Raw genomic sequence first — 26,335 nt, 5'->3', positions numbered from 1 at the left:
ATCGCTGTTTTAAAACTTATTACTTATCCCCTTCAGGTTTTCCTTCGTTAGCTTCTAACTGATTTTTCAGTGCTGCTAATTCAGAAATATCACCTAAAGTAGTCTTTTCTAAGTTATCATTCAACTTCTTCACACCTTTTTTAGTTGCTTTTGAGGCAGCTTTCTTAGCAGCTACTTCTTCAGACTTATTAGCATCTTCAAAAGTTCGTGAGTGAGAAAGGATAATACGCTTCGCAGCCTTATTAAACTCAATTACTTTAAAATCAAGCTTCTCATCAACTTTAGCAGGAGAATTATCTTCTTTAGTTAAGTGACGAGGCGTTGCGAATCCTTCAACACCATACTGTAATGCAATTACGGCACCTTTGTCGAAAATGTCAACAATTGTTCCTTCGTGAATTGAATCAACAGTAAAGATTCCTTCGAACACATCCCATGGATTCTCCTCAAGCTGCTTGTGACCAAGGCTTAAGCGACGGTTTTCTTTGTCGATTTCAAGAACAACAACTTCGATAGCTTCTCCAATTGCAGTAAATTCTGCAGGATGCTTGATTTTCTTAGTCCATGAAAGGTCAGAAATGTGGATTAATCCGTCAATTCCCTCTTCAATTTCTACGAAAACACCGAAGTTAGTGAAGTTACGAACAGTAGCAGAATGCTTGCTACCAACGGCATACTTCTCTTCAATTTTCTCCCATGGATCAGCCTTAAGCTGCTTGATGCCAAGTGACATCTTACGCTCGTCGCGATCTAATGTCAATACCATAGCTTCTACTTCGTCGCCTACTTTTAAGAAGTCTTGAGCGCTTCTTAAGTGCTGCGACCATGACATTTCAGATACATGAATAAGACCTTCAACACCAGCTGCAATCTCAACGAATGCACCATAGTCAGCCATTACAACCACTTTACCTTTAACAATGTCACCAACTTTCATTTCTGAATCCAATGAATCCCATGGATGAGCCGTTAATTGCTTCAATCCAAGAGCAATACGCTTCTTCTCATCATCAAAATCAAGGATTACAACGTTCAATTTCTGATCTAACTGAACGATTTCTTCAGGATGATTCACGCGACCCCAAGAAAGGTCAGTAATGTGAATTAATCCGTCTACGCCACCAAGGTCGATGAATACACCGTAAGAAGTGATATTCTTAACTGTTCCTTCAAGAACCTGACCTTTTTCAAGCTTAGAAATGATATCTTTCTTCTGCTGCTCAAGCTCAGCCTCGATAAGCGCTTTGTGAGATACAACAACATTTTTGAACTCAGGGTTAATTTTAACCACTTTGAATTCCATTGTTTTACCTACATACATATCGTAATCGCGGATAGGCTTAACATCAATTTGAGAACCTGGTAAGAAAGCTTCGATACCAAATACGTCAACGATCATACCACCTTTAGTACGACACTTGATGTAACCTTTGATAACTTCGTCGTTATCCAACGCTTCATTTACTCTGTCCCAAGAACGTAATGCACGTGCTTTCTTGTGAGAAAGTACTAACTGTCCTTTTTTGTCTTCCTGACTTTCAACGTAAACTTCAACTTTGTCGCCTACTGCTAACTCAGGATTGTAACGGAATTCGTTACGACTTACAATACCATCTGATTTGAAACCGATGTTAATTACTACCTCACGCTTAGTTAAAGTAATAACTTCACCTTCGATAACTTCTTTTTCTGAAATTGTCGACAATGTTTTGTCATACATTTCAGCTAATTCTTCTTTAGAAGCACCACCGCCTAAGACGTCACCTGCTTCATAGCTATCCCAATCAAAATCTTCCATTGGTACGTTAGCTACCGTTTCCTTTACTTCAGGAGCCTTTTCTTGCTCCTCAGCATTTACTTTTTCTTCTGCCATTTTTGTTTAAATGTTTAAAATCTAGTAGTTAGACATTATATTGAAAAAATCGCTGCAAAAGTAGAAACTTTTTTCGATGTAAAAAAGCATCTAACTAAATAATCAGCAACTCTTAAAAATAAGGCGGATAAAAGATTACGTCAAGTCACATTAATCCTTGTTCACATAAACAAAAATTAAATATTTTTAGAACAGATGAACCTATTAGGCAGGCTAACTTAAAAGCCAATTAAAATCATGTTAATGAACATCATTTTTTTAAGTTAAAGAAGCAATAAAAATTATACTTTTGGCTTTTGTTATATATTATATAATATCGTACTTTAATTTTTAATAAAATAAGCCAAATCACAAATACAATCGCTTATGAAAATTTCAATTGTTGGAACCGGGTATGTTGGACTTGTTTCGGGCACATGCTTTGCTGATACAGGAATTAATGTAACATGCGTTGATATTGACAAGGAAAAAATCAAAAAACTTTCGGAAGGAGTCATTCCTATCTACGAGCCTGGTCTCGATCAAATGGTTCTTAATAATGTTGAAAAAGACAGACTTCATTTCACCACCAGCTTAAAAGAAAGTCTGGAACACTCTGAGGCCATTTTTATTGCTGTTGGCACACCTCCGGGCGAAGATGGCAGCGCTGATCTGAGTCATGTACTTGAAGTAGCTCGTCAAATTGGTAGGCATATGAACCATTACATGGTAGTGGTAACCAAAAGCACTGTACCAATCGGGACGGCTAAAAAAGTTAAAGCTGCTATTCAGGATGAAATTGAAAAGCGTGGCATTGATATGGATTTTGATGTGGCGTCTAACCCTGAGTTCTTAAAAGAAGGAAATGCCATTGAAGATTTCCTAAAACCCGATAGAATTGTGGTTGGAGTCGAATCGGAACGTGCCGAAAAGATAATGAACCGCTTATACAAACCATTTGTATTAAATGGACATCCAATATTGTTTATGGATATCCCATCGGCCGAAATGACAAAATATGCAGCCAATGCCATGCTAGCAACAAAAATTAGCTTTATGAATGACGTTGCCAACTTGTGTGAAATTGTTGGTGCTGATGTCAACAATGTTCGACGGGGTATTGGTTCTGACTCAAGAATTGGCAATAAATTCATCTATGCCGGAGCTGGTTACGGCGGCTCATGTTTCCCTAAAGACGTAAAGGCAATCATCAAAACAGCTCAATTAAACAATTACAACCTTCGAATTCTTGAGGCAGTTGAAAATGTGAACGACGATCAGAAGAAGGTGGTGGTTAAGAAAATTAAAGCTCATTTTCCTGATATTAAGGGAAAAACATTTGCTATGTGGGGCTTATCATTCAAGCCACACACCGATGATATGCGAGAAGCTCCTGCAGTAGTCATTGCTAAAGCATTAACCGAACTTGGAGCCAAAGTAAAGGCATATGATCCGGTAGCAATGGATGAAGCAAAACATCAACTTGGTGATACCGTTGTTTATGGCGAAGACCAATATGATGTATTAATCGACGCCGATGCGCTAATCTTGATTACCGAGTGGCCAGAGTTTAGAGTACCTAACTACAAAGTGATGGATAAGCTGATGAAAAACAAAATTGTTTTTGATGGGCGAAACATATACGATCCTGAGGAAATGAAAGAGTTTGGTTATACATATTACAGCATAGGCCGACCTGTCATTAAATAATTACAATAACACTTTAAAGCCTGAAAGACTATTTACCCTTTCAGGCTTTATCATTTATCAGGGAATAATTTTTAAGCTTATTTATTACAAAGAATATATATAATGAAAAAAAGGATTCTTGTAACAGGAGGTGCCGGATTTATTGGATCTCATTTGTGTGAACGTCTTTTAAAAGAAGGTAACGAAGTAATTTGTATGGACAACTACTTTACAGGTTGTAAAGACAATGTTATTCATCTAATGGATAATCCATATTTTGAGCTCATCAGGCACGACGTTACGCATCCTTATTTTGTTGAAGTTGATCAAATCTATAACCTGGCTTGTCCTGCTTCACCCGTGCACTACCAGTACAATTCTATTAAAACGATTAAAACCTCGGTAATGGGTGCCATCAACATGCTTGGCCTGGCCAAACGCATCAATGCCAGAATACTACAAGCATCAACCAGCGAAGTATACGGTGATCCGCTGGTTCATCCGCAACAAGAAGACTATTGGGGTAATGTTAATCCTATAGGAATCCGCTCTTGTTACGATGAAGGTAAACGATGCGCCGAAAGCTTGTTTGTTAATTATCATGAGCAAAATGGTGTTGACATCCGCATCATTCGAATATTTAATACTTACGGACCTCGTATGAACCCGAATGATGGACGTGTTGTTTCTAATTTTATCGTTCAGGCATTAAAAGGCAAAGACATCACGATTTTTGGCGATGGAAAACAAACACGTAGCTTCCAATATGTCGATGACCTGGTAGAAGGGATGATTCGAATGATGAATACTGACAATTTTATTGGTCCGGTTAATATTGGTAACCCTAATGAGTTTACAATGCTTGAACTTGCTCAAGCAGTTATTGACTTAACAAACTCTAATTCTAAAGTTACTTACATGCCGTTGCCAGCTGATGATCCACTACAAAGACAACCAGACATCACATTGGCAAAAGAAAAACTAAACAACTGGGAACCAAACGTTCAACTAAAAGAAGGTTTAACTCATACCATCAATTATTTTGATGAGCTCTTAAAAAGAGAAGAAGCTTAAATATCATTTACCAACTCAGCATTCTAAAAATGACAAAAAGAAAAGGTATCATTTTAGCAGGAGGTTCAGGCACACGCCTTTATCCCATAACCAAAAGCATATCCAAACAAATTATACCGGTGTATAATAAACCAATGATTTATTATCCTTTATCAGTTTTGATGCTTGCTGGCATAAGGGAGATATTAATTATTAGCACACCTCATGATTTACCTCTTTATAAAGAATTATTTGGTGATGGCTCTGATTTAGGACTAGCCATTTCTTATGCCGAACAACCTTCGCCCGATGGACTGGCACAAGCCTTTATTATTGGTGAAGAATTTATAGGAAATGATGACGTGGCATTGGTCTTGGGTGATAATATCTTTTACGCTTTTGATTTTACCAACACCCTAATGGATGCAGCCCAAACAAAAGACGGAGCTGTTGTTTTTGGCTATTATGTAAATGATCCCGAACGTTATGGCGTTGCTGAGTTTGATTCAACAGGTAATGTACTATCCTTGGAAGAAAAACCAGAAAAACCCAAAAGTCATTATGCAGTAACAGGTTTATATTTTTATAGTAATGATGTTGTTCAGAAAGCTAAAAGCTTGAAGCCATCAAAACGAGGTGAACTTGAAATTACTGATTTGAATGTTCTCTATTTAAATGAACAACGCTTAAAGATGTCAATCCTTGGGCGTGGAGCTGCCTGGCTTGATACGGGAACTCACGATAGTTTACTTCAAGCCTCTAACTTTATATCAACCATCGAAAATCGCCAAGGGTTAAAGGTCGCTTGTATTGAAGAAATAGCCTACACCATGGGCTTCATCAACAAACAACAATTATTAAAACTAGCCGAGCCTCTAATAAAGAATGAATACGGCCAATACTTATTAAGAATTTCGAATGAGAAATAAGGACAATTGACAGTTAAACAATATTAACACAGTTTTACTTTTAATTTGTTAAACTATTAATAAATACACTTATTATCTTTCTATATTTGCACATAAATCGTTTTATATGGAAATTATTAAAACCAGCATTCCTAACTTATTAATCATCAAACCTGAAGTATTTAGCGATCCCAGAGGTTTCTTTCTGGAAGTGTTTGCCGAGAACAGATACAAAGAAGCCGGCATAAGCTCAAATTTCGTTCAGGACAATATATCTAAATCAAGCTATGGTGTTATACGTGGATTACATTACCAGTTAGCACCTTACTCGCAATCAAAATTAATACACGCACTTGAAGGTAAAATTCTGGATGTGGCAGTTGATTTAAGAAAAAATTCACCAACATTTGGTCAACATTATGCTGTAGAATTATCAGCAGAAAACAAGTTGCAATTTTTTATTCCACAGGGATTTGCCCATGGCTTTTCAGTTTTAAGTGAAACCGCAATTGTCAGCTATAAATGTGACAATTACTACAGTCAGGAGGCTGAAAGAGGGATTGTCTATAACGATGCAAAGTTGAATATTAATTGGCAAATTCCAGCCGACAAAGCTATTATATCATCAAAGGACAGCATTTTACCATCATTCAAAGAGGCAGAACACAACTTTGTTTTTAGCATTTAATGAAAGAAATACTCATCATAGGTTCAGAAGGACAATTAGGCCTTGAAATCAAGAAACAATGTAAGGTTTTAAATAAAGTTAACTTTACATTTACCAGCCTGCAATCACTTGATGTCACCAATACACAACAATTAGTTGACACTATCAAAAGTAAAAATTTTGATTACATCGTTAATTGCACAGCGTATACTGCCGTTGATAAAGCTGAAGAGGAAGTAGAACTGGCCACAAAAATAAATACAAGCGCCTTAGCCACAATTGGTCAATCAGCCAATGAAATTGGCGCGAAGGTGATACACGTTTCAACAGATTATGTATTTGATGGCAGTAATCACCGGCCATATGTTGAAACAGATACTACAAACCCTAATTCAGTATACGGATCAACCAAGTTAAATGGAGAACGAGCCCTTTTATCTCATAACAAAGAGTCAATGGTTATCCGAACATCGTGGCTTTATTCAATACATGGCAATAACTTTGTTAAAACGATGATTCGCCTCGGAAACGAAAGAGATGAACTAGGCGTTATCTTCGATCAGGTGGGCACACCTACCTACGCTGGTGATTTGGCCGATATCATTTTGCATATAGTAGATGCTGACATATCTAAAGTAACAACATTCGAACCTGGTATCTATCACTATAGCAATGAAGGAGTAGCAAGCTGGTATGATTTTACACTTGCAATTCATCAAAAAATGAACATATCTTGCAGAGTTAATCCGATCGAAACGAAGGATTATCCAACGCCAGCACCAAGACCGCATTATAGTGTTCTTAATAAGGCTAAAATTAAACAGGTATATAATGTATCTATCCCTTATTGGAAAGATAGTTTAGATAAATGCCTGTTACTTTTAAAATAACGAAGATTATCTAACACCACAAATAACAGAAAAATGCAAAATCAGGATGTATTAAATGCAGTTGTTAAAAAAGCACAAGAGTGGCTTGATGGCAACTATGATGCAGAAACGAAAGCATCCATCAAAGCAATGATGGACAACGAGGATAAGACAGATTTAATCGACTCATTTTATAAAGATTTGGAGTTTGGAACAGGTGGCTTACGTGGCATCATGGGAGCTGGCTCAAACCGAATGAATATCTACACTGTAGGTGCGGCTACTCAAGGCTTAGCCAACTATCTGCTTAAAAACTTCACGGATGTAGACCAGATTGGTGTGGTTATCGGTCACGATTGCCGTAATAACAGTCGCTTGTTTTCTGAAGTAGTCGCTGACATTTTTAGCGCCAACGGTATTAAAGCATACATGTTTGAAGATTTACGTCCAACACCGGAAGTTTCATATGCCATCCGCCAGTTAGGCTGTCAAAGTGGTGTTATCATCACCGCTTCTCACAACCCCAAAGCATATAACGGATATAAGGCTTATTGGAATGATGGTGCACAATTAACCGCTCCGCACGATACAAATGTTATCGATGAAGTTAAGAATATTGCATCGGTTGACGACATCAAATTTGAGGGCAATAAGGAACTGATTGAAGTACTTGGTAAGGACATGGATAACCAATACCTTGATGTCGTTAAAAGTCTTGTGTTAGATCAGGATTTAATTGATCGCAACAAGGACCTTAAGGTTGTGTATTCTCCTATCCACGGAACCGGTGTTGAAATCATCCCTGCTGCTTTACGCAAGTGTGGTTTTGAAAACGTGATAAACGTACCTGAACAAGATGTTGTTAGTGGTGAATTCCCTACGGTTGTGTCTCCAAATCCGGAAGAGCCTGCTGCGCTTGAAATGGCATTAAACAAAGCACGTGAGACGAATGCTGACATTGTGATGGCATCGGATCCGGACAGTGATCGCCTTGGAATTGCTGTGAGAAATGAGAAAGACGAATTTGTATTGGTTAACGGTAACCAAACAGCTACTCTTTTAACCTGGTACATGCTTAAAAAATGGAAAGAACGTGGCTTACTTACCGGTAAAGAATACATTGTAAAAACCATTGTTACATCTGAATTACTTAAAGAAATAGCCATTAAAAATGGTGTTGAATATTTTGATGTTTACACTGGTTTTAAGTGGATTGCTAAAGTCATCAGGGAGCTTGAAGGAAAGAAAAAATACATTTGCGGTGGCGAAGAGTCATACGGCTTCTTACCTGGTGACTACGTGCGCGATAAAGATGCTGTTGCAGCCATTACCATCACAGCCGAAATAGCCGCCTGGGCTAAAGATAATGGTAAAACATTGTTTGATGTATTACAAGACATTTACATGGAATATGGTTTTTCAAAAGAAAAGATGATTTATATTGTTCGTGAAGGAAAATCAGGCGCTGATGAAATTAAGCAATTAATGGCTAATTTCCGCAGTACTCCACCTCAAACATTGGCTGGCGATAAGGTAAGTATTATCAAAGACTATTCTAAGTTAGATGCCTTCCATGTACTGGAGAATAAACACGAAGCCATTGATTTACCTGGTGAGTCAAATGTACTTCAGTTCTTTACTGAAAATGGTTACAAAGTATCAGTTCGCCCGTCAGGTACCGAACCTAAAATTAAATTCTACTTTGAAGTAAAAGTTCCAATGAATAGCAAGGATGAGTTTTATCCAGCTAATGAAAAGGCAGATGCTATCATTGACAACATCGCTAAAGATTTAGGAATATAGAATATCGATTTAAAACAATAAAAGCGAAGTTCATCAGTGAGCTTCGCTTTTTTCTTGTCTTATATTTTACCCTCGGAACAATCGATACTTTAACTTTGTATTTTCACCTTCCTTACCTTTCCAAATTCGGCCACAATATGTACATTCATAAAAGGAGTTTCGATTTTCTTTCCAAGATTCGACAATTGGAAACCCCATGAGCAAACTGTGGTATAGCTTACATTTCATTTCTTTTGACAGAAAAAAGTACCTATCGGCCTCTTTCCTTCCCGATTTTTTATTCAACATTCATACTGACATTAACGTCACTCCCCACTTCCTTTTACAATTCATTCTTCCCACATATTTCCAGTAGCAGGTCAATGTGACTTTGATTCATATTCCCCAACTGAATATACTAGAAAAAGCATTTTTTGTTACATCTACTATTGTCAAATAAACGTTATTATTCTTGATGTATCTGGTAATCAACACAAAGCTTTCATCATATTTTTCAGCATAGAAAAGTCAAGATTTCTCATGCTAAAAAACATTTTATTCTTCAAAAAACTCATCTTTGAAATTAACCAAATACACCCGTTCGGTGGCACGTGTCAAAGCAGTATATAACCATCGAAAATAACCTGTTCCCATTTGTTCTTCAGGAATATATCCTTGGTCAACAAACACGGCTTTCCACTGACCACCTTGAGATTTATGACAGGTCATCGCATAAGCATATTTCACTTGCAAAGCATTGTAGTAAGGATTCTCTTTTACCTTCTCATACTTCTTTCGTTGTGACTTTTCTTCTTCATAATCTTCCATTACATTCTTAAAAAAAGCCTCTTGTTCCTCCTTCGAAAATCCGGCCGTGTCAGTATGCAAAGCATCCAATATAATTTTCACATCAATCTCCAGATGTTCATAATCCGTTAATCGCAAAGTCACGTTAGCAAAACGACGATCGTACAATTCCTCATAGCCATTTATTCGAACGACCTCAGCAATATCACCATTGGCAATAAAATCGGCTTCTTTACTATCTTTCAACCAATGGTAATTATTTTTCATAATTAACAAATGGTCGGTTACAGTCAATTCCTCTTCGCGATACAAAATACTCGCACGTATACCACGATTAAAAAGGTTGGCACGCTTATTTGAGCGACAAACCACGAGCGTTTCATCTAATCCATAATTTTCCTGACACCAGTTAAGTTCATCAATCAGCTCCTCTCCTGAGAGCCTTTTAAAGTCAGGATATCCTTTTGCTTCTAGCGCAGGATAAGTTGGTTCAAACAAGCCCTCATCAAGCATAAATCGTAGCTTGGTGGCATTGTATAAGATTCCACTATCTTCTTCCTGACGCACAACCTCACTCAAGAAATAATCTTTCACCTGCATCCCTAAACTCTCAAGATAAAGCTTATCCAGTGCCGGACTCTCGTCAAAACCAACAGGTGGTAACTGTGCCACATCTCCAATTATTACAAGCTTACAACGGTCATTTCTAAAAACAAAATTTAGCAAATCTTCAAGCAGTCGGCCACTGCCAAACATGGTATAATCTATACTATTATTGGATATCATAGATGCCTCATCCACAATGAAAATAGCATCTTTGGCCTTATTGTAATTAAGGTTAAAAGAGCCAAAATCATCGTTTGAAGACTGACGACGGTAAATGAGCTTATGAATTGTATATGCTGGTTTTTGAGTATAACTACTTAAAACTTTAGCAGCTCTACCTGTTGGTGCCATTAATTGGCTTGGTAATTTCAACTCTTCCAATACATCCGTAAAAGCCTTCATCAAGGATGTTTTCCCTGTACCTGCGTACCCTTTGATAAGGCATATATTTCGAGATCCTTCTTGCATAATAAATTCGCCCAAACCATCGATGAGTGATTGTTGTGAATCTGTTGGTTTAAAAGCAAACTTTTGCGTAATTAGACTGGATATATGATTATTTAGCATTTTTAGTGTAGATAAAAGCTTTTTAAAATCTGTAATTTGATTTTTTTTTTAAATTTGTGCATTCAAACTAAAACAAAATTCCGAAGATAATGAAAACAGTTATTCAGATTGTTCTTACTATTGCAATTATTGCGCTAGGCTGGTTCTGTGTTGAGAGTATTAATAAACCAATTCGCTTTCAAGAGCAGCAAGCATTAAGAGAAGAAGCAAACGTTGAAAAGTTAATCTATACCAGAGATGCTCAGGTTGCTTACAAATCGGTTCACAACAAGTACACGGGAAGCTACGACACTTTAATTAACTTCATCCTTAACGATTCTTTACCATTGGTTAGGAAAGAAGGTAGTTTAACCGATAGTATGAGAGAAGCTGGTATTACTGAAATTAAAGCTCTTGCATTAGGTATCATTAGCCGTGATACAATTCGTGTGAGTGTGAAAGATTCGTTATTTCCTGTTAATTACCCGGTTGATTCTTTAAAGTTTGTTCCATTTGTTGAAGGTGGAAAAATGTATGAAATGGGTGCTGGTGTAGTAGTTACAGGATCTGGTGTTAAAGTACAGGTTTTCGAAGCTAAAGTTCATAACAACATTTACTTGGCAGGATTAGAAGCTCAGGAAGTTATTAACCTGAACGATAAGACTGGGAAGTTGGAGAGATATCCAGGACTAAAAGTAGGTTCATTAGACGCTGCGAACAATAACGCAGGTAACTGGGAATAGTATTTTTATGACCAAGACATACGTTGTAGATCAGTCGTTTGACGCAAGTATTACAACATCTTATTTTCTGTCCATCCGATCTTCTTCGGGTGGACTTTCTTTTTGTGTATTAGACCCGGTTACTAATACCTATATTGCATTTGCTAATATCCCATTTAGCGACCATAGCAAAGACAATATAAAAACACAGGAAGTGCTTCTAAAGGAAGAACTGTTGCAGCTACCTTATAAAAAAGTATTCTTCTTGTATGAATCGACAAAAAACACTTTAGTTCCGTCAGCTTTGTATGATCCGACTAAACTTTCTGAATTGTATAAATTTAATCATTCAGAAAGTGAGGAGCCCTATGAGTTAGTATCACAGAAAATAAAAATGGCGGATGCCTGGAACATTTTTAGCATCCCGCAATTTATGTATCACCTGGTAAAAACGCAGTTTGAAAACGTGCAGTTTTACCAGCATTACTCGCCCTTTGTTGAAGGCTGTTTAATTGCAAGTCAGCTTAAGAAACAGGAAGTGGTAATGCACATTGGGGTTCATAATACGTTTTTTGATTTGCTGATCATTAAAGATCGAAAAATGGCCTTATGCAACTCATATGCGTACGACAACATCAATGATTTCCTGTATTTTGTTTTATTCACATTTGAGCAACTAAAACTTGAAGCTGATAGTACTAATGTACTGCTTCATGGATTGCCTGATAAGCAAAAAGAAATCTTTAAAGAACTAAAGAATTACATCAGACAAACAAAACTAACATCGCCAACTCCTCACTTCAAATTCAGCAATAACATGCGTATTAAAGAGGGTGACATTCTACAGTTTCATAATTTATTTAATCTGGCATTATGCGTATAATCAGTGGCACATTAAAAGGCAGACGTTTTTCTCCACCCAAAAGCTTTTCGGCACGCCCAACAACTGATATTGCCCGCGAAAGCTTGTTTAATGTACTCAATAATCGGGTTGATTTCGATGAATTAAGTGTACTGGATTTATTTGGTGGCACTGGTAGCATATCCTATGAATTTGCTTCTCGCGGATGCACTAATGTGACCACAGTTGAGCTGAACTACAAGCATTTTAGCTTTATCAAGTCAATGATTAAGGAGTTTGGTTTGGACGATGACATTCAAGTTATTAAAGCTGATGCTTTTAAATACATTAAGAAATGTAATTTGCAGTACGATCTTGTATTTGCCGATCCTCCATTTGATTTAAAAGATTTTGAGTCTATTCCCGATCGCTTTTTTGAAAATACCTTATTAAAAACTGATGGAACTTTTATTCTTGAGCATTCAGATAAAATGAGTTTTGAGCAACACTCCAGATTTACTGAGGTAAAAAAGTATGGTAAAGTTCATTTTTCGTTTTTCATGTAGTAAGCACTTTCTCATGAAACTTAATTAACAACTCTTGTAGCTCTTTGGCTAACCCTTCATTTAGGATGCCTTTAGTCACATCAAAGTTTTTATGAAATATAGGAAGTGATAAACTACCTACCAGGCTTTTATTAGCATATCCATAAGCTTTAGAAGCATGGTCAAGCACTCTCATACCTCCCCGAGGACCTGGTGATGTCGCCAATAATAGCAAGGGTTTATCGTACCAAAACTCCTTTTCAATGCGTGATACCCAATCGAAAATATTTTTATATGCCGCCGAATAGGAACCATTATGCTCAGCCAATGAGATGATTACTCCATCAGCATCCTTTATTAGCCTCTTAAAAGCATGTGCTAATTCAGGAATACCAATATCCGCCTCCTTATCAACACTAAACAGTGGCATTTCAAAATCATTTAAATCAATTAAATTAATTTGCACATCATCCAATTGAGATGCGACATAAGCAGCAAATTGCTTGTTTATAGACTGTCGACTTGAGCTCGCACCAAATGCGAGAATTTTATGTTTCATCATTGTGACTTTTTTATAGAACAAGTGATGAGTTATTTAGTTCGTAATAAAAAAAGGCCTGTAACGATTCATTACAGGCCCCTAATTCTAATGTTATCTATCTTGCTATTCCGAATCCCATGGAATCAACTTCGATTTATAAAAATCAACTCCAAGCTCTTCTAATCGCTTGCCATGTTTAACTAAGCGTACTTTGTATGATTCCCAGTTTTGCTTCTCCACTGGCGACCAACCTAGCTCGGCATGCCCCAATAAGCGTGGAAATACTAAATACTCGATATCATCCATTGTTTCAACAGTTTCGGTCCATAGAGGTGATTCAATGCCCAAAATATTCTCTTTACCGACTCCTTCCACCAGTGTTTCAGGATTCCAGTTATAAGCCTGATCTACCTCAACTAAGCCTGCCCAATCAAGACCAATACGCGAGTCTTTATTATACTTCATATCCAGATAGGTGTGTTTATTAGGCGACAACAATACTTTAGCACCTTTATTAACACCCATTTTTACATTCTTGGTTTCTCTCGACCAATACTGAACAATATCCGTCTCATCTATATCAGCATGTGCAATTTCATCCCAGCCAATCATGGTTTTATTATATTTCTTTACAATCTCCTTAGTGCGATTGATAAAATAGATATAATCATCGAGCTTGGTTACATGCGATTCATCACCACCAATATGAATATATGGTCCATCAGTTATTGCAGCTAATTCACGTACCACATCATCTACAAACTGATAAGTCACTTCTTTGCGCGTAGCTAATGTGCTAAATCCAACCTTTGTACCAGTGTATAACTCAGCCTTCTTTTTTGTTCCGTTTAACTCAGGGTAAGCCACCACTGCAGCGTTGGTATGACCTGGCATATCAATTTCAGGAACGATAGTGATATAGCGTTGTTTGGCATATGCTACGATGTCTTTAAACTGTTCTTGAGTATAAAAACCTCCTTTACCACCACCAACTTGTGTTTGACCACCTACTGATGTTAACTTAGGCCACGACTTAATTTCAATACGCCAACCCTGGTCGTCGCTTAAATGCATGTGAAGAACATTAATTTTATAACTAGCTGCTAAATCAATTACGCGCTTAACGTCCTTAACGCCAAAAAAATGACGTGATACATCAAGCATCATTCCACGATATTCAAATTGAGGATAATCTGATATTGCTCCTGAAGGAATAATCCAACTGACTGTTTCAGCCACATGCTTACTAATCAATTGCTCAATGGTTTGACTTGCCCTGAAAATACCTGCCGGGTGGTTAGCTAAAATCTGAATGGCTTTTTCACCTATTTTTATTTGATAAGCTTCCTCCCCTTTGGTTTCGATACCAGAAGCTGAAAGGTAGATGCCTTTTGAAGGTGCTTGCTCAGTTGTCATGACCTTTGGAGTAATACCTGTACGTCCTTTTATCTGTTGAGATAAAAGATTCGCCACCTCAGTTAACTCAGTGTCATCAATATAAATAATCGTTTTTTCATTGATTAAATAAGAGCTTCCATCAGCCTGGATTTGAACTGGTAAAGGAATCAAATTATCTGAGCTTAATTGAGCAGGAATAGGCTTTTGGCAGGAAACGCCCAATTGCATCAACATGCCCAAAGTAAGGGCTGTAATTGTTTTTTTAATCATTGTAAGAACATTTTAGTTTATTGGTTTTCTCTCTTGATGATGGCTATTCCACCAATCATCACTTCAAATATATAAAACCCTTTTGAAAGTTATCTAAAATACTTTTGTATCCTTACAATTTAAATCAATTAAAGGGAATAATAACTTCTCGAATTATTGATTGATAAGAATTTCATACCAATAGCAATCACAAATTTAACCAAGTACCATGGCAATACTAACCCCTATAAAGGTGCCAATGACATAGCCTAGAATACCAACAAGAATCGCTGGTGTTACCATTCTTTTTTGCCCCAATGACGCAGCCATTGGCGCTGCAACAGATGGTCCCATGATATTCGCCGCGGAGGAAATTATCACTTCGTACACATTGAGCTTAAAGAAACGTGCTGTAAGCGTTAAGAACAGAAAGTGAAACGCCATAATAATCATATAGAATAACAATAATGAGGGCCCAACCTTTAAAACTTCATAAATATTGGTTGAGGCTCCAATAACGGCCAAAAAAGCATACATCATCCATAAGCCAATACTGAAAGAAGTACTTTCCAATGCTTGTAGCTTTTTAGGAAACAGATTAGCGACAACCAGAGAAAAAACAGTTATCAGCAAAATACTAAGGTTCAAATCGGTACCTATTGCACGCTGTAAATATGGCGCAAAAAACCCTCCTGCCGCTGCAATAAATACAGCCAAAAACAGCGCCACTGCAATGCGTTCAATCGAGATTGCTTTTTGTTCACTTGCCACTTCTGTATTGACAACATCAATTTTTCCTTTTTTACTCCAGAAACGATTAAGAAAGGTAAGTGCAGGTACCAAAAACAGAAATAAAACATATAGGTTGGCAGCAAAATTATCCACTGCAATGGTTGCTGAGAAATAAGGGTTAGTGCTGAAATTCAGCGTTTCGCCTGTGGCAACAAAGTTGATACTTCCTCCCACTAAGGTGGCTGCAATTACACCAGCTGTATTTCCGGCATCATCGCCTAAATCAATAAAGTAGAAGGCAATAAAACAGCCTATCACCACTCCTATGGCTCCAATTACAAAAGCAATCAGTAGCTTACCACTCTCTTTTATAATCTTTACAATATTAGAACTGAATAACAAGAGAGGAATTGAGATAGGAATAAAATAATCAAATACCATATCATAAACCGGCACTGAAACACCAGTACCTGAACCTACAGGCACAAATCCAACCATGGCTAAAATCGACATGGAAATCATGGTAACTAAAATGCCTGATACCTTTCCAAACCACTTTTTATGCTCCGACCAAATGCCAAAAGCAGCAGCAGCTAGCACCATGGTTAATACTATAAAATGTTGATCAGCCTGTATTATTGAATTCATATTTAAAGCTTTTAGCTACTAGTCATTCGTCAATTGTGTTAGCAGCTTGATTGATATTATTAAAAGTCTGAAGCTCGTAGTTCTAGCTCTGTAAATGTAATGCAACAGTTTAGCAATTCACTAAGAAAAAACTTATAAACGCTCCTGTCTACTGTCAATTAGTTAATGCCCAAACAATGCCAACTGCTCTTCTCCCACCGTTACAATTTCGGAAGGTGCATAACGGTTGGTTGGCAATATTTGGTACTTAGGTTTTAAATGCTCAAAAGCCTTCATAGCTATCTCAACCCTATTATTATCAGCCGAAATATGTGATAAAAAAATGGTTTTTAAACTTGTAGTATCCAGTTCTTCTACCAAATCTACTGCTTGCTTATTGCTTAAATGACCTTTATCTGATTTAACCCGTTGTTTTAAATGGTATGGATAAGGGCCATCTTCAAGTAATTGCTCATCGTAATTACTTTCTAAAAAGACCATATCACACAATGCCAGATGCTCTCTGGTATTAACACAAGCCACACCAATATCGGTCATCACTCCAACGCTCTTTCCATTTACTTCCACCCTGAAACTCGTAGGGTCAATGGCATCATGCTCTTTGGTAAAAGAGTGCACTTTGAATCCACCAACTAATACAGTATCCCCAGCATTAAATACGTGAGCGGTTTGTGGATGATGCTTAGGATGTGCCTTATTCAATGTTGCCCTGGTTAAATAGGCATCGATACCATGAGTATCACACAGCACTCTCATGCCTCTAATATGATCGGCATGCTCATGCGAAATAAACACGGCCTTCACCTTATTAATGTCGAGGCGTAATTCCTTCATTCGCTTCATCACCTGCCGACGCGAAATACCGGCATCAACCAAAATAGCTTCCTTCTCAGTTCCGATATAATAACAATTGCCGTTGCTTCCCGAAGCGATGGCACAAACTTTAATCATTTCTTTCTAGCTTTAAGCTGTTCATCCTGACAGAAAGAGTATTGGAAGTGTAACCTTCATTAAACCCACTTATCCTCCATAGTCAATAAAGGGCACAAAAATAATCATTACTGCTTAAAGATAATGACAGTTACAACTCAAAAAGATCAACAATTATAACAGACAGCAACACCCCTCTCACCTTCTAACACCGTCCTCTCAATTATTACCCCCGTCCTCTCAGGCTTTATAGGATTCTTCTCAATATTTTACCCAATCTTCTCAGTATTTCTCCCCGTTCGTCTCATAACTTTAGTCGTCCTTCTCAAGTTTTCACCCGCTCATCTCAAGTTTTCACCTATTCTTCTCAAAGATTGACTCGTCCTCTCACAAAATACCTTGTCCTCTCACTATTTATGTCGTCCTCTCAAGGGTTTCAGAGCCTTTACAAGCATCGAATACACAAAACAATGCGACGCGCCCTCGCCTCGTCTCACCCAACATTCACTCTTCTCTTTTCTCTTCTGACTATCAAACAAAAAACCGTTCTGCTTCCCTTCCCTCAGCAAACTTAGAAAGTAACTCGCTGGCTTCATCTAAAGCAGTATTAATCGGCTCTTTGCCTTCAAATCCAATAATTATCATCAGGAATTGAGTGGTTTCATCAGTTACCATCGTACGCGTTGAATCACTGGTAGGATTTCCAAAAGCACCTTTATCATCCCGAAATACGGGTAACTTCTCAATATTAACATCACCTCGACCAATTCCCTGGTAAGGCTCTTTCTCTTCTCCGATTCCCATTTTCACATCGCCTTGAATAGCATTGTAATTATATCCGCATATGGAGTATCCGGTTTTAACAGATATCAGATTAAGAATATCTACAACATTATTGATATGATACAAGCCTTTACCATTAGCAACACGCCTTAACAGAGCTTCTGCTGCCGGGCGATAACGATTAGGGTCCTTGCCCAGGCTTCGATAAGCATTCTTATTAGCCTTCACTGTTGCCATCTCCCGAATTGTTTCTGGGGTATGAATCGCTTCTAGCTTTTTCACCTCATCATTTAGTATGGTTAATAATTCAGATTGAGGCTCATTAACTTTAACATCAATGATAATACCTCCCAGCAAAAGGTCAGGTAAATGCTCTTTTAATTTTTGATCAATTGTAATGGTCATTGTCACGATTTTGAATTTGCAAAATAAATAAAAAAATACCTTGTTACTTTTTTATAATCATCTTTAAACCGCTATTAATCACATAATGATATATTTTCAGAATGTTGTTAATGCATTTAGCAATGCCCTAGCATCGATTGTGTATCGATTCATAAAGGTAGCAGCATCGTATCTTCTTCGATAGTTCTTCGGTTACTATAGATACGAACGCAACACGATGATGTATCGATGCTGATACGATGAAGTATCGTTGATAACCCGAATAATTTAAAAGTTTTAGACAAAAATCTAAAACATGCTTCATTATAGGTCATTTTTCTTGTTTTCATCTAAAATTGCTAACGCTTAGGCACTAAAACAGTACGAAACAAACAACCAAGAACAAACACTAACCTCTAACTAGCAAATACTTAACACTTACTGTAATATTACAGTAATTTCAATCTGAATAAAATTACATTACTTTAGCCGGAAATTTCTGCTATGCCAAGACCAAACAACATACAAGCTGTCTTTTTTGACATGGATGGCGTTCTTTACGATTCGATGCCAAACCATGAATATACCTGGATTCACAGTCTGAAAGAATACGGTATTGACTTTCCGCCAGAGCAAGCCTATATGAATGAAGGGCGAACTGGATTTTCCACTATCCGTATGGCCTTCGAGAAATACCTCAATCGAACGGCTAGTAAAGAGGAGCAAGAAGCAGTATATGCACTCAAGACCAAACTGATGAGCAAACGCCCAAAAGCGCCGCTTCTGCCTAAAATGCAAGAGCTTGTTCAGAACCTAAGAAACAATGGCGTTCAGGTTTTTGTAGTTACTGGCTCCAAACAACCCTCGTTGGTTGAAAAGTTAAGTGCCAACTTTGGGGTAAGGAAAAGTAACATTGTAAGCGGTGCAGATGTTAAACAAGGCAAACCACACCCCGAGCCATATCTGATGGCCTGGAAAAAATCAGGTATAGAAAAGAAAAATTGTTTGGTTGTTGAAAATGCACCTATGGGAGTTGAAGCCGCTAAAGCAGCAGGTATTTATACTGTTGCTGTGAATACAGGAAAACTAAATGATAGTGTTCTACAAAATGCCGGAGCTAATGAGTTATTTGGTAATACAGTAGACTTACACAACTCTTTAAGTCGATAAATATGAATGACTTGAATATTAAAATCAGACTAATCACGGAACTCGTCCAACTGATAGGTTCTAAAATTAAGCGTATTAAAGCTGCAATTTCAGACACTTCTGAATCAATGAAAAATGATACAAAAAGCAGTGCCGGTGATAAGTTTGAAACGGGTCGTGAAATGATGCAGATTGAGCTGAACAAACAGCAAGTGCAACTTGGCAAACAGCTACACTTACAGAAGGATTTAAAACAAATTAACCTGAACAAAACCTATTCGACAGTGGAATTTGGCAGTCTGGTTCAAACCAACAAAGGCATTTACTTAATGGCCATTGCACACGGCAAGTTAAACGTTGAAGGTATTGATTACTATGCTCTTTCAATGGCATCGCCCATAGGTCAGGCATTGAAAGGAGCTAAAGCTGGCGATACTATTCACTTCAATAAACAAAACATAGTTATTAAAGAAGTACTATAAAACCACAACTACTTTTTCACAAGATCACATCAACAAGCTGGATGAAGATTATATTGGAAAAGCAGACTATATTATTTGTGTGCCATCAAATATGACAAAGACTTATGTGGGGATGCAAAAACGATAAAAAGGCATGATGAGCATTGCAAAATCAATACTTTAGTACTGTTTTTCGTCACTTTAAAGCCTTTCTTTAAGCTTTGTTAGGGATTTATTTATCGCTGTTTCTTAACTTCGAATAAAATTAATTTCCATGTCGGACATTGAGCTTATAAAAGAATTAAACAAACACTTAACCAGGCCTCTCAAACAATTAAAAAAAATTAGTTGGATTACAAAAGGCTATGTATTGAATGACAATAGTGAGGTCACACATCTCAGTATATTCAAAAGCAGGTTAAAAGGTCATATTCCTCAAGAATTATTTGAACTAACAAAGCTTAAATACATCGATATTCGCGACAATGAAATAACGAAAATTCCTGAGGATATAAGTCGTTTAAAATCACTCAAATACATTGACATTAGAATAAATAAGTTATCAGATTTACCTCAATCGATTAGCTACTTAAAAGACCTTGAAAGACTATACCTTGGGCAGAATGACTACAAAAGTGTTCCCGAGATTATTAGTGAATTAAAAGCACTTGAACTGATTGACTTTAGTGACAATCAAATCAATGCCGGATGCGATGCCTTACTAAGTGCACCAAAACTAAAGAACATATATCTGAATAATAATCAACTGACAAACTTCCCGTTTGATAAAGTGAAAAACAACCAATTGGAAGAATTGATATTGCTGGATAACCCACTATCTGACTATCATGGAATGACCAGAGATAAGATTGGCCGATTGGTTTTATAATCCTATAATTCATATAAAACTGACTAACGATTTCAATAGAAATACCAATTGCCCAATTCTCCTTGTTCTAAAATTAACAAGCATACGACTGTCCTATAACTTGTTTCTCATATAATTCCCTTGCTACAGACTCCAAATTCCTGCACCTTTTAAGACTGTATTGCTACATCTTTTATTTCAAACAGAATTTTAATACGTTCATATTGCAACATTGTTGCATTTAGTGTACATTTGCAACATTGTTGCATTTAGAAATGTTATTAAGGTAAAACGACTTGTTGCCCATTTAAGCATCACCTATTAAAATAATGAACTTGCAGTGAGAGAATGAAATTGTAAAGATTCAAAGTAAGAAATGCCGGCATTAAAAAAACATATTGCAATCCTTTTATTTGGAACTTTCTTTTTTCCAATTGCCTATCAGTCCTGGCATTTGATTAAAGAGCATTCGCCTGTTTCACATTGCGATTCTGGCTGCTGTCATTCAAAAAAATCAGAAAAAACATACAATATAAAGCCGGGCATTAATGATGGTTCTGAAAAGGAAGAAACATGTCCTATTTGCGAATTTCACTTTTCATTAAACATATTACCTACAGCGCAAAACACTCATAGTAAAAATAAGTTATCCGAAAGCTCTAACACAGAGCTTACCGCTTGCTTATATCTTGAACAAGTCAACTCTGAAAAATCTCCACGTGCACCACCTGCACAATCTTAAAACATTTTTTTAACAGTTTTAAGTATAATCTCATTTAAAATATATGAGCAAATCCCTAATGCTCGTACTGTGCATGGTTCTTTTTTACAAGCTATCGTACAGTCAAGATAGTTATACCCTTAAAGGCATTGTGGTTGATGAAAACAATGTGGCTTTAACAAGTGTGGCAGTTGTTTTACACCCTTCAAACAAGGGCACTATTACCGATAGTGTTGGACATTTTCATTTTACCAACTTACAGGCTGGTGAATATACAATTCACATTTCGTTTATTGGCTACAAGCCTTATGAAGAAACAGTGAAACTTAATGGCAATACGACTTACAAAGCAAAACTTAGTGTTGCATACCTTAATTTACAGGAAGTAACCATTACCGATAATTATGCTGAAAAACGCAAAAAAGAAGAATCACTTAATATAGAAATAGTAAACGACCAGTACCTGAAGCAAAACCTTGGCGGGAGTTTGATGAATTCCCTGGAAAGGTTACCTGGTGTTACAACAATAGATATTGGCTCTGGTCAGTCTAAACCGGTTATTAGAGGACTTGGATTTAACCGTGTGGTGGTGGTTGAAAACAATATCAAGCATGAAGCACAGCAATGGGGAGCTGATCATGGTCTGGAAATTGACCAGTATGCTGTTGAAAACATTGAAGTGATAAAAGGTCCTTCATCATTGATGTATGGAGCCGATGCTATTGGTGGAGTTATTGACATTAAAAATCGCAAAACACCAATCAATAACAGGTATGGTGGGGTCGTTGATATAACAGGCAAATCTAATAATAACTTATTGGGTAGCTCAGTGATGGTTTACGGTCGGAAAAACACCTTATTTGGAAGCATACGAGCAACATTACTTGATTATGCCGATTACAAAGTGCCAGCCGACTATGTGGATGTATACGGATACAAGGTACCATTATACAACAACGAGTTACGTAATACGGCAGGAAAAGAACAGAACCTACATTTAAACTTTGGCATTATTAAGGATAAATTTAAGAGTCGGTTCAATGTTAGTAATGTGCATACTAAAAGTGGCTTCTTCGCCAATGCACATGGTTTAGAGCCACAGCAGGTTGATACCGCGATGCATGATAAATCTAACAGAGATATCTTATTACCTTATCAACAGGTCAATCATTTTAAGGTGACAAATACCAGCTCATACACCTTCGATAAATTAAAGCTTATGCTTGATATTGGTTACCAACATAACTTCAGGCAAGAATGGAGTCGTTATGGTAGCCACGGCTGGATGCCTCCGGTTTTTCCAGATACTCTGGATTTTCACAAGAATATTGAACGTGAATTTGATAAAAAAGTCTACTCGGGTAATGCAAAAGCCTTCTACGCATTAAATGAGAAAACGCAACTTATTGTAGGGTTTAACAGTGAATTTCAGGATAATCAAATAGATGGCAGGGGATTTCTAATGCCTGCCTACCAACAATTGACAATGGGCGGGTATGCAATTGCCAAACATGCTATTTCGAAAAAAAGTATGATTCAGGCCGGTATTCGTTACGATTATGGTCGTATCCAAATAAACGAATATACCGATTGGTATCAAACACAAGTCGTTGAAGGTAATGATACAACAATGCAGTATCTGCAAAGAGCAGACTACATGGATCGCCAATACTCAAACATTTCCTGGTCTGTTGGCTACAATTACAATCCTGGGAAGTGGTCGTATAAATTTAATGTTGGCAAAAGCTATCGAATGCCAACAGCCAAAGAGTTGGGAGCCAACGGTGTCAATTATCACTATTTCAGATATGAAGTTGGTAATTCAAATCTTTCGCCCGAAACATCATATCAGTTAGATGCCGGAATAGAATTTGCCAATCAGACATTCGCCATTGGCACAACACCTTTCATTAACTATTTTCCGAACTACATTTATCTGAATCCGACCCCCTATCACAACAGGGAACAAGGTGCCGGCTTCCAAATATTTGAATATACACAAAGCGAGGTATTCAGGTACGGTGGAGAAATTCATGCGCATTATGAACCAATTAAGCATCTACAGTTAGGCATAATGGCCGAATATGTATACTCTTTGCAACTTTCTGGTAAAAAAGAAGGTTTTACCATTCCATTTTCGCCTCCGGCCTCAGCACTAATAAACCTTAAATACCATAGAACCCGCATTTCTGTTATCGACAATCCGTACCTAACAATAGATTACAGGCTTACGGCCACCCAAAACAACATTGTGCCTCCAGAAGAGGTCACCCCCGGATACCAACTGGTTAACCTTGGCATGGGAGGCGAAATAAAGTTGGGTAGGCAAAAAGTAATGCTGAGCATGCAAGTACAAAACTTATTGAATAGAGAGTACTTAGATCATACCAGTTTTTACCGTTTGATAAATGTGCCAGAAGCGGGGCGGAACTTTATAGTCAATATTTCCATACCATTTTCTGGAGCCATATAGCAAAAAGATAATAACAAGAACATTCAAACATGACACTTATGAAAACTATTTTAAATCCTCTTTTTCTTCTTGTAAGTATTGCAAGCATCGGATTTTTAACAGCATGTGAAGATGATGAAACAACGGCCAAACCAGTAATTGTTCTTCATGAACTTGGCATTGACAATAGCCACGAAGCACATATAGGCGGAGATTTACACATTGATGCTGAAATTGTAGCAGAAGGAAAGATTGCCAAAATTGTTATTGAACTACATTCTGAAAGTTCTGATAATGAAATAGAAGTTGAATTTGTTGATGGATATGAAGGACTAAAAAATGCAGAATTTCATGAGCATGTTGAAATTCCGGAAACATTTATGACTGGGGAGTACCATTTTCATCTTGTCGTTACCGACATGGAAGGCAATCAAGCAATAATGGAAGAACACGTTGACATCGAATAAGGCGATGGTGAAGAACACAATCACTAAAAAATGTATTGAGGCTGCCTGATTGTATTACCTACAATTAGGCTGCCTTCTTTTAAAATAATTATTATGAAGATTCAAATTTATTTACTCGTATCATTAGCATTAAGTATGGTTTTTAATGCTTGCGAAACTGACAAAGATATTGACACAGAGAAGCCTGTTATTGATATAAGTTTTGAAGGAGCTAAACCCATTAACTGTGAAACACTGTATTTTGGTGAAGCTTTTGAGTTAAAAATGTTGCTCACGGATAATGTTGAGCTGGGCTCGTACAGCGTCAATATCCATCATAACTTTAATCAACACTCGCATAGCACAGAAGTAACGCAATGTGAATTTGATGAAGTAAAAGAAGCTGTAAATCCTTTTATACTGACTGAGGACTACACGATTCCTGACAATTTAAGAAGATATACAACCAGCGACTTAGTCACTATCCCAAGTGGTAATAATGATGGTTTGTATGACGAGGGCGATTATCATTTTTTCATCAGTCTGACAGACCATGAAGGCTGGTCAACACAAAAAGGCTTAAGCATTAAAATACTGCATCGTTGAACGACACATTGTTTTATCAACATGAAACTTTGGTGGAATTAACAGAAATTGTATCGTCTACTGTACAATCTTTTAAGCAATAAAAAATACAATTATAAAAAAGAGCCTGAAAAACAACTCTCAGGCTCTACACTTTCCATTCCCGATTCATTATTGAGATGCTTTTAAAAACTCACGGCGTTAAATATCTTAAAGCGATAAAAATCATCTTCGCCTTTACTTCCTTCACGATTGGATGCAAAGTACCCATTAACACCATCGTCCGATAGATACAAACTGAAATCGTCTTTTTCGGTACTAATTGTATAGCCCATGTTATGAACTCAAAACTGCAATTAAAAGACACTTATGCCAGTTTTTCCCCTTATGTCTATCTTGTCATTTTTGTAAAAGTAAAGAAGCTATTTGATAAAAAAACCGGTTACATTACTGCAACCGGTTCTTAAGTTTATAATTATTGATTGTGTGAGCTTAATTTCGACTTGCTAAAATCTCCTCAGCTGCTGCGCGCCCGGCACGCAAAGCATTAATATTTGATTCTACAATTGCATCACCCTTACGCTCAAAAATCTTGCGCAAACCTTCTTCCAAAGCTTCGAACTCAATATCAATAAATTGAGAAGCTGCACCTAACATCACAATATTAGAAGAACGTTTCGTCGCCACTTCAGCTGCAATTTTATCAGCATCAATAGCAATGTGATTAGGCTGCTCAGCAATTTTAGCCATCACTGTATCCATCTCTGGATAATTAGGAATATTGACAAACGGCGTTGTATTGGTCACCACCCATCCGGTTTTCGACAAATATGGCAGGTAACGTAATGATTCCATTGGCTCTACCGACAGAATAATATCGGCTTTTCCTTTAGGAATTAGATCTGATGCAATCGGCTTGCTACTAACACGTAGGTGCGATTGCACATCACCACCGCGCTGACTCATACCATGCACCTCAGCCTGTTTAAGATTTAAATCTTTATCAACAGCTGCCATGCCAATGGTTGCAGCAATCGACAAGATACCCTGTCCGCCAACTCCTGCTAAAATTATATCTGATTTCATCTGTTTAAGTTTATT

25 protein-coding genes are annotated in these 26,335 nt (G+C 37.3%); 16 read left to right on the top strand and 9 right to left on the bottom strand.

The annotated features are described in order from the left end of the window. Positions 1–19 precede the first annotated feature (19 nt). Positions 20–1,873, bottom strand: coding sequence for a 30S ribosomal protein S1 (gene rpsA / locus JIV24_RS14040; RefSeq protein ID WP_200465687.1), 1,854 nt, complete (start codon positions 1,871–1,873; stop codon positions 20–22). Positions 1,874–2,239: 366 nt separating this feature from the next. Here rpsA and JIV24_RS14035 point away from each other — a divergent pair, with 366 nt between their 5' ends. From JIV24_RS14035 to JIV24_RS14010, 6 genes are all read left to right on the top strand, one after another. Further along, the gene (locus JIV24_RS14035) at positions 2,240–3,562 is read left to right on the top strand and encodes a UDP-glucose dehydrogenase family protein (protein ID WP_200465686.1); all 1,323 of its coding nucleotides are present in this window, start codon (positions 2,240–2,242) and stop codon (positions 3,560–3,562) included. Between the two features lie 102 nt (positions 3,563–3,664). Continuing rightward, positions 3,665–4,615: a UDP-glucuronic acid decarboxylase family protein gene (locus JIV24_RS14030; protein WP_200465685.1), complete on the top strand. Its 951-nt coding sequence runs from the start codon at positions 3,665–3,667 to the stop codon at positions 4,613–4,615. 29 nt (positions 4,616–4,644) lie between these two features. Beyond that, a complete protein-coding gene (rfbA, locus tag JIV24_RS14025; RefSeq protein ID WP_200465684.1) occupies positions 4,645–5,523 on the top strand; it encodes a glucose-1-phosphate thymidylyltransferase RfbA in 879 nt (292 codons plus the stop codon). Positions 5,524–5,629: 106 nt separating this feature from the next. After that, positions 5,630–6,190 carry a dTDP-4-dehydrorhamnose 3,5-epimerase gene (rfbC, locus tag JIV24_RS14020; RefSeq protein ID WP_200465683.1) on the top strand — a complete coding sequence of 187 codons (561 nt, stop codon included), beginning with the start codon at positions 5,630–5,632 and terminating at the stop codon, positions 6,188–6,190. After that, a complete protein-coding gene (rfbD, locus tag JIV24_RS14015) occupies positions 6,190–7,059 on the top strand; it encodes a dTDP-4-dehydrorhamnose reductase (protein ID WP_200465682.1) in 870 nt (289 codons plus the stop codon). Before rfbC ends, rfbD begins: the two co-directional genes overlap by 1 nt. Positions 7,060–7,092: 33 nt before the next feature. Beyond that, positions 7,093–8,841, top strand: coding sequence for a phospho-sugar mutase (locus tag JIV24_RS14010; RefSeq protein ID WP_200465681.1), 1,749 nt, complete (start codon positions 7,093–7,095; stop codon positions 8,839–8,841). Positions 8,842–9,375: 534 nt separating this feature from the next. On the opposite strand, the gene JIV24_RS14005 is transcribed toward JIV24_RS14010, so the two are convergent. Further along, positions 9,376–10,800 (bottom strand): ATP-dependent DNA helicase, encoded by a 1,425-nt coding sequence (locus JIV24_RS14005; RefSeq protein ID WP_200465680.1) that lies wholly within the window; start codon positions 10,798–10,800, stop codon positions 9,376–9,378. Positions 10,801–10,889: 89 nt separating this feature from the next. Here JIV24_RS14005 and JIV24_RS14000 point away from each other — a divergent pair, with 89 nt between their 5' ends. The 3 genes from JIV24_RS14000 to JIV24_RS13990 are packed head-to-tail and all read left to right on the top strand — an operon-like array spanning position 10,890 to position 12,908. Then, positions 10,890–11,522 carry a hypothetical protein gene (locus JIV24_RS14000; RefSeq protein ID WP_200465679.1) on the top strand — a complete coding sequence of 211 codons (633 nt, stop codon included), beginning with the start codon at positions 10,890–10,892 and terminating at the stop codon, positions 11,520–11,522. A 7-nt stretch (positions 11,523–11,529) separates the two neighbouring features. Further along, a complete protein-coding gene (locus JIV24_RS13995; protein ID WP_200465678.1) occupies positions 11,530–12,384 on the top strand; it encodes a DUF3822 family protein in 855 nt (284 codons plus the stop codon). Then, a complete protein-coding gene (locus JIV24_RS13990; RefSeq protein ID WP_200465677.1) occupies positions 12,375–12,908 on the top strand; it encodes an RsmD family RNA methyltransferase in 534 nt (177 codons plus the stop codon). Before JIV24_RS13995 ends, JIV24_RS13990 begins: the two co-directional genes overlap by 10 nt. Here JIV24_RS13990 and JIV24_RS13985 read toward each other — a convergent pair. From JIV24_RS13985 to JIV24_RS13965, 5 genes are all read right to left on the bottom strand, one after another. Then, a complete protein-coding gene (locus tag JIV24_RS13985; RefSeq protein WP_200465676.1) occupies positions 12,901–13,449 on the bottom strand; it encodes an NADPH-dependent FMN reductase in 549 nt (182 codons plus the stop codon). The two genes, JIV24_RS13990 and JIV24_RS13985, sit on opposite strands and share 8 nt — an antisense overlap. A 102-nt stretch (positions 13,450–13,551) precedes the next feature. After that, positions 13,552–15,096, bottom strand: a complete 1,545-nt coding sequence (locus tag JIV24_RS13980; protein ID WP_200465675.1) for a beta-N-acetylhexosaminidase — start codon at positions 15,094–15,096, stop codon at positions 13,552–13,554. Positions 15,097–15,291: 195 nt separating this feature from the next. Then, positions 15,292–16,455, bottom strand: a complete 1,164-nt coding sequence (locus JIV24_RS13975) for a DUF819 family protein (protein WP_200465674.1) — start codon at positions 16,453–16,455, stop codon at positions 15,292–15,294. A gap of 162 nt (positions 16,456–16,617) precedes the next feature. Next, positions 16,618–17,406, bottom strand: a complete 789-nt coding sequence (locus JIV24_RS13970) for an MBL fold metallo-hydrolase (RefSeq protein ID WP_200465673.1) — start codon at positions 17,404–17,406, stop codon at positions 16,618–16,620. 510 nt (positions 17,407–17,916) lie between these two features. Continuing rightward, positions 17,917–18,573, bottom strand: a complete 657-nt coding sequence (locus tag JIV24_RS13965) for a B3/B4 domain-containing protein (protein WP_200465672.1) — start codon at positions 18,571–18,573, stop codon at positions 17,917–17,919. A 483-nt stretch (positions 18,574–19,056) separates the two neighbouring features. Here JIV24_RS13965 and JIV24_RS13960 point away from each other — a divergent pair, with 483 nt between their 5' ends. The 7 genes from JIV24_RS13960 (at position 19,057) to JIV24_RS13930 (ending at position 25,255) form a co-directional block, all read left to right on the top strand. After that, entirely contained in the window at positions 19,057–19,722 is a 666-nt protein-coding gene (locus tag JIV24_RS13960) for an HAD family hydrolase (protein ID WP_200465671.1), read from the top strand. 2 nt (positions 19,723–19,724) lie between these two features. Continuing rightward, positions 19,725–20,183 carry a hypothetical protein gene (locus tag JIV24_RS13955; RefSeq protein WP_200465670.1) on the top strand — a complete coding sequence of 153 codons (459 nt, stop codon included), beginning with the start codon at positions 19,725–19,727 and terminating at the stop codon, positions 20,181–20,183. 253 nt (positions 20,184–20,436) lie between these two features. Next, positions 20,437–21,051, top strand: a complete 615-nt coding sequence (locus JIV24_RS13950; RefSeq protein WP_200465669.1) for a leucine-rich repeat domain-containing protein — start codon at positions 20,437–20,439, stop codon at positions 21,049–21,051. Between the two features lie 355 nt (positions 21,052–21,406). Beyond that, positions 21,407–21,772 (top strand): hypothetical protein, encoded by a 366-nt coding sequence (locus JIV24_RS13945; protein WP_200465668.1) that lies wholly within the window; start codon positions 21,407–21,409, stop codon positions 21,770–21,772. A gap of 43 nt (positions 21,773–21,815) precedes the next feature. Next, positions 21,816–24,224, top strand: coding sequence for a TonB-dependent receptor (locus JIV24_RS13940; RefSeq protein WP_200465667.1), 2,409 nt, complete (start codon positions 21,816–21,818; stop codon positions 24,222–24,224). A gap of 38 nt (positions 24,225–24,262) precedes the next feature. Beyond that, on the top strand, positions 24,263–24,670 hold the full coding sequence (locus tag JIV24_RS13935) for a DUF4625 domain-containing protein (protein WP_200465666.1): 408 nt from the start codon (positions 24,263–24,265) through the stop codon (positions 24,668–24,670). 93 nt (positions 24,671–24,763) lie between these two features. After that, positions 24,764–25,255 (top strand): DUF4625 domain-containing protein, encoded by a 492-nt coding sequence (locus JIV24_RS13930; RefSeq protein WP_200465665.1) that lies wholly within the window; start codon positions 24,764–24,766, stop codon positions 25,253–25,255. A gap of 164 nt (positions 25,256–25,419) precedes the next feature. Here the strand turns inward: JIV24_RS13930 and JIV24_RS13925 are convergent, their stop codons facing one another. After that, a complete protein-coding gene (locus JIV24_RS13925; RefSeq protein ID WP_200465664.1) occupies positions 25,420–25,569 on the bottom strand; it encodes a hypothetical protein in 150 nt (49 codons plus the stop codon). 157 nt (positions 25,570–25,726) lie between these two features. Beyond that, positions 25,727–26,320: an indolepyruvate oxidoreductase subunit beta gene (locus JIV24_RS13920; RefSeq protein WP_200465663.1), complete on the bottom strand. Its 594-nt coding sequence runs from the start codon at positions 26,318–26,320 to the stop codon at positions 25,727–25,729. Positions 26,321–26,335 lie beyond the last annotated feature (15 nt).

The organism is Carboxylicivirga marina (assembly GCF_016612505.1).
Classification (GTDB): Bacteria; Bacteroidota; Bacteroidia; order Bacteroidales; family Marinilabiliaceae; genus Carboxylicivirga; species Carboxylicivirga marina.
Note: the sequence above shows the minus strand (reverse complement) of the source record. Positions and strands in the feature narration are given on the sequence as shown.

What these genes read in the sequence shown, in the direction of transcription:
- JIV24_RS13920 (WP_200465663.1), bottom strand. Translation starts at nt 26,320, where the DNA reads ATGAAATCAGATATAATTTTAGCAGGAGTTGGCGGACAGGGTATCTTG.
- JIV24_RS13980 (WP_200465675.1), bottom strand. Translation starts at nt 15,096, where the DNA reads ATGATTAAAAAAACAATTACAGCCCTTACTTTGGGCATGTTGATGCAA.
- rfbD (WP_200465682.1), top strand. Translation starts at nt 6,190, where the DNA reads ATGAAAGAAATACTCATCATAGGTTCAGAAGGACAATTAGGCCTTGAA.
- JIV24_RS13975 (WP_200465674.1), bottom strand. Translation starts at nt 16,455, where the DNA reads ATGAATTCAATAATACAGGCTGATCAACATTTTATAGTATTAACCATG.
- JIV24_RS13940 (WP_200465667.1), top strand. Translation starts at nt 21,816, where the DNA reads ATGAGCAAATCCCTAATGCTCGTACTGTGCATGGTTCTTTTTTACAAG.
- JIV24_RS14000 (WP_200465679.1), top strand. Translation starts at nt 10,890, where the DNA reads ATGAAAACAGTTATTCAGATTGTTCTTACTATTGCAATTATTGCGCTA.
- JIV24_RS13930 (WP_200465665.1), top strand. Translation starts at nt 24,764, where the DNA reads ATGAAGATTCAAATTTATTTACTCGTATCATTAGCATTAAGTATGGTT.
- JIV24_RS14010 (WP_200465681.1), top strand. Translation starts at nt 7,093, where the DNA reads ATGCAAAATCAGGATGTATTAAATGCAGTTGTTAAAAAAGCACAAGAG.
- JIV24_RS13950 (WP_200465669.1), top strand. Translation starts at nt 20,437, where the DNA reads ATGTCGGACATTGAGCTTATAAAAGAATTAAACAAACACTTAACCAGG.
- JIV24_RS13945 (WP_200465668.1), top strand. Translation starts at nt 21,407, where the DNA reads ATGCCGGCATTAAAAAAACATATTGCAATCCTTTTATTTGGAACTTTC.
- rfbA (WP_200465684.1), top strand. Translation starts at nt 4,645, where the DNA reads ATGACAAAAAGAAAAGGTATCATTTTAGCAGGAGGTTCAGGCACACGC.
- JIV24_RS13925 (WP_200465664.1), bottom strand. Translation starts at nt 25,569, where the DNA reads ATGGGCTATACAATTAGTACCGAAAAAGACGATTTCAGTTTGTATCTA.
- JIV24_RS13935 (WP_200465666.1), top strand. Translation starts at nt 24,263, where the DNA reads ATGAAAACTATTTTAAATCCTCTTTTTCTTCTTGTAAGTATTGCAAGC.
- JIV24_RS13970 (WP_200465673.1), bottom strand. Translation starts at nt 17,406, where the DNA reads ATGATTAAAGTTTGTGCCATCGCTTCGGGAAGCAACGGCAATTGTTAT.
- JIV24_RS13965 (WP_200465672.1), bottom strand. Translation starts at nt 18,573, where the DNA reads ATGACCATTACAATTGATCAAAAATTAAAAGAGCATTTACCTGACCTT.
- rpsA (WP_200465687.1), bottom strand. Translation starts at nt 1,873, where the DNA reads ATGGCAGAAGAAAAAGTAAATGCTGAGGAGCAAGAAAAGGCTCCTGAA.
- JIV24_RS14030 (WP_200465685.1), top strand. Translation starts at nt 3,665, where the DNA reads ATGAAAAAAAGGATTCTTGTAACAGGAGGTGCCGGATTTATTGGATCT.
- rfbC (WP_200465683.1), top strand. Translation starts at nt 5,630, where the DNA reads ATGGAAATTATTAAAACCAGCATTCCTAACTTATTAATCATCAAACCT.
- JIV24_RS13995 (WP_200465678.1), top strand. Translation starts at nt 11,530, where the DNA reads ATGACCAAGACATACGTTGTAGATCAGTCGTTTGACGCAAGTATTACA.
- JIV24_RS13955 (WP_200465670.1), top strand. Translation starts at nt 19,725, where the DNA reads ATGAATGACTTGAATATTAAAATCAGACTAATCACGGAACTCGTCCAA.
- JIV24_RS13990 (WP_200465677.1), top strand. Translation starts at nt 12,375, where the DNA reads ATGCGTATAATCAGTGGCACATTAAAAGGCAGACGTTTTTCTCCACCC.
- JIV24_RS14005 (WP_200465680.1), bottom strand. Translation starts at nt 10,800, where the DNA reads ATGCTAAATAATCATATATCCAGTCTAATTACGCAAAAGTTTGCTTTT.
- JIV24_RS13985 (WP_200465676.1), bottom strand. Translation starts at nt 13,449, where the DNA reads ATGATGAAACATAAAATTCTCGCATTTGGTGCGAGCTCAAGTCGACAG.
- JIV24_RS14035 (WP_200465686.1), top strand. Translation starts at nt 2,240, where the DNA reads ATGAAAATTTCAATTGTTGGAACCGGGTATGTTGGACTTGTTTCGGGC.
- JIV24_RS13960 (WP_200465671.1), top strand. Translation starts at nt 19,057, where the DNA reads ATGCCAAGACCAAACAACATACAAGCTGTCTTTTTTGACATGGATGGC.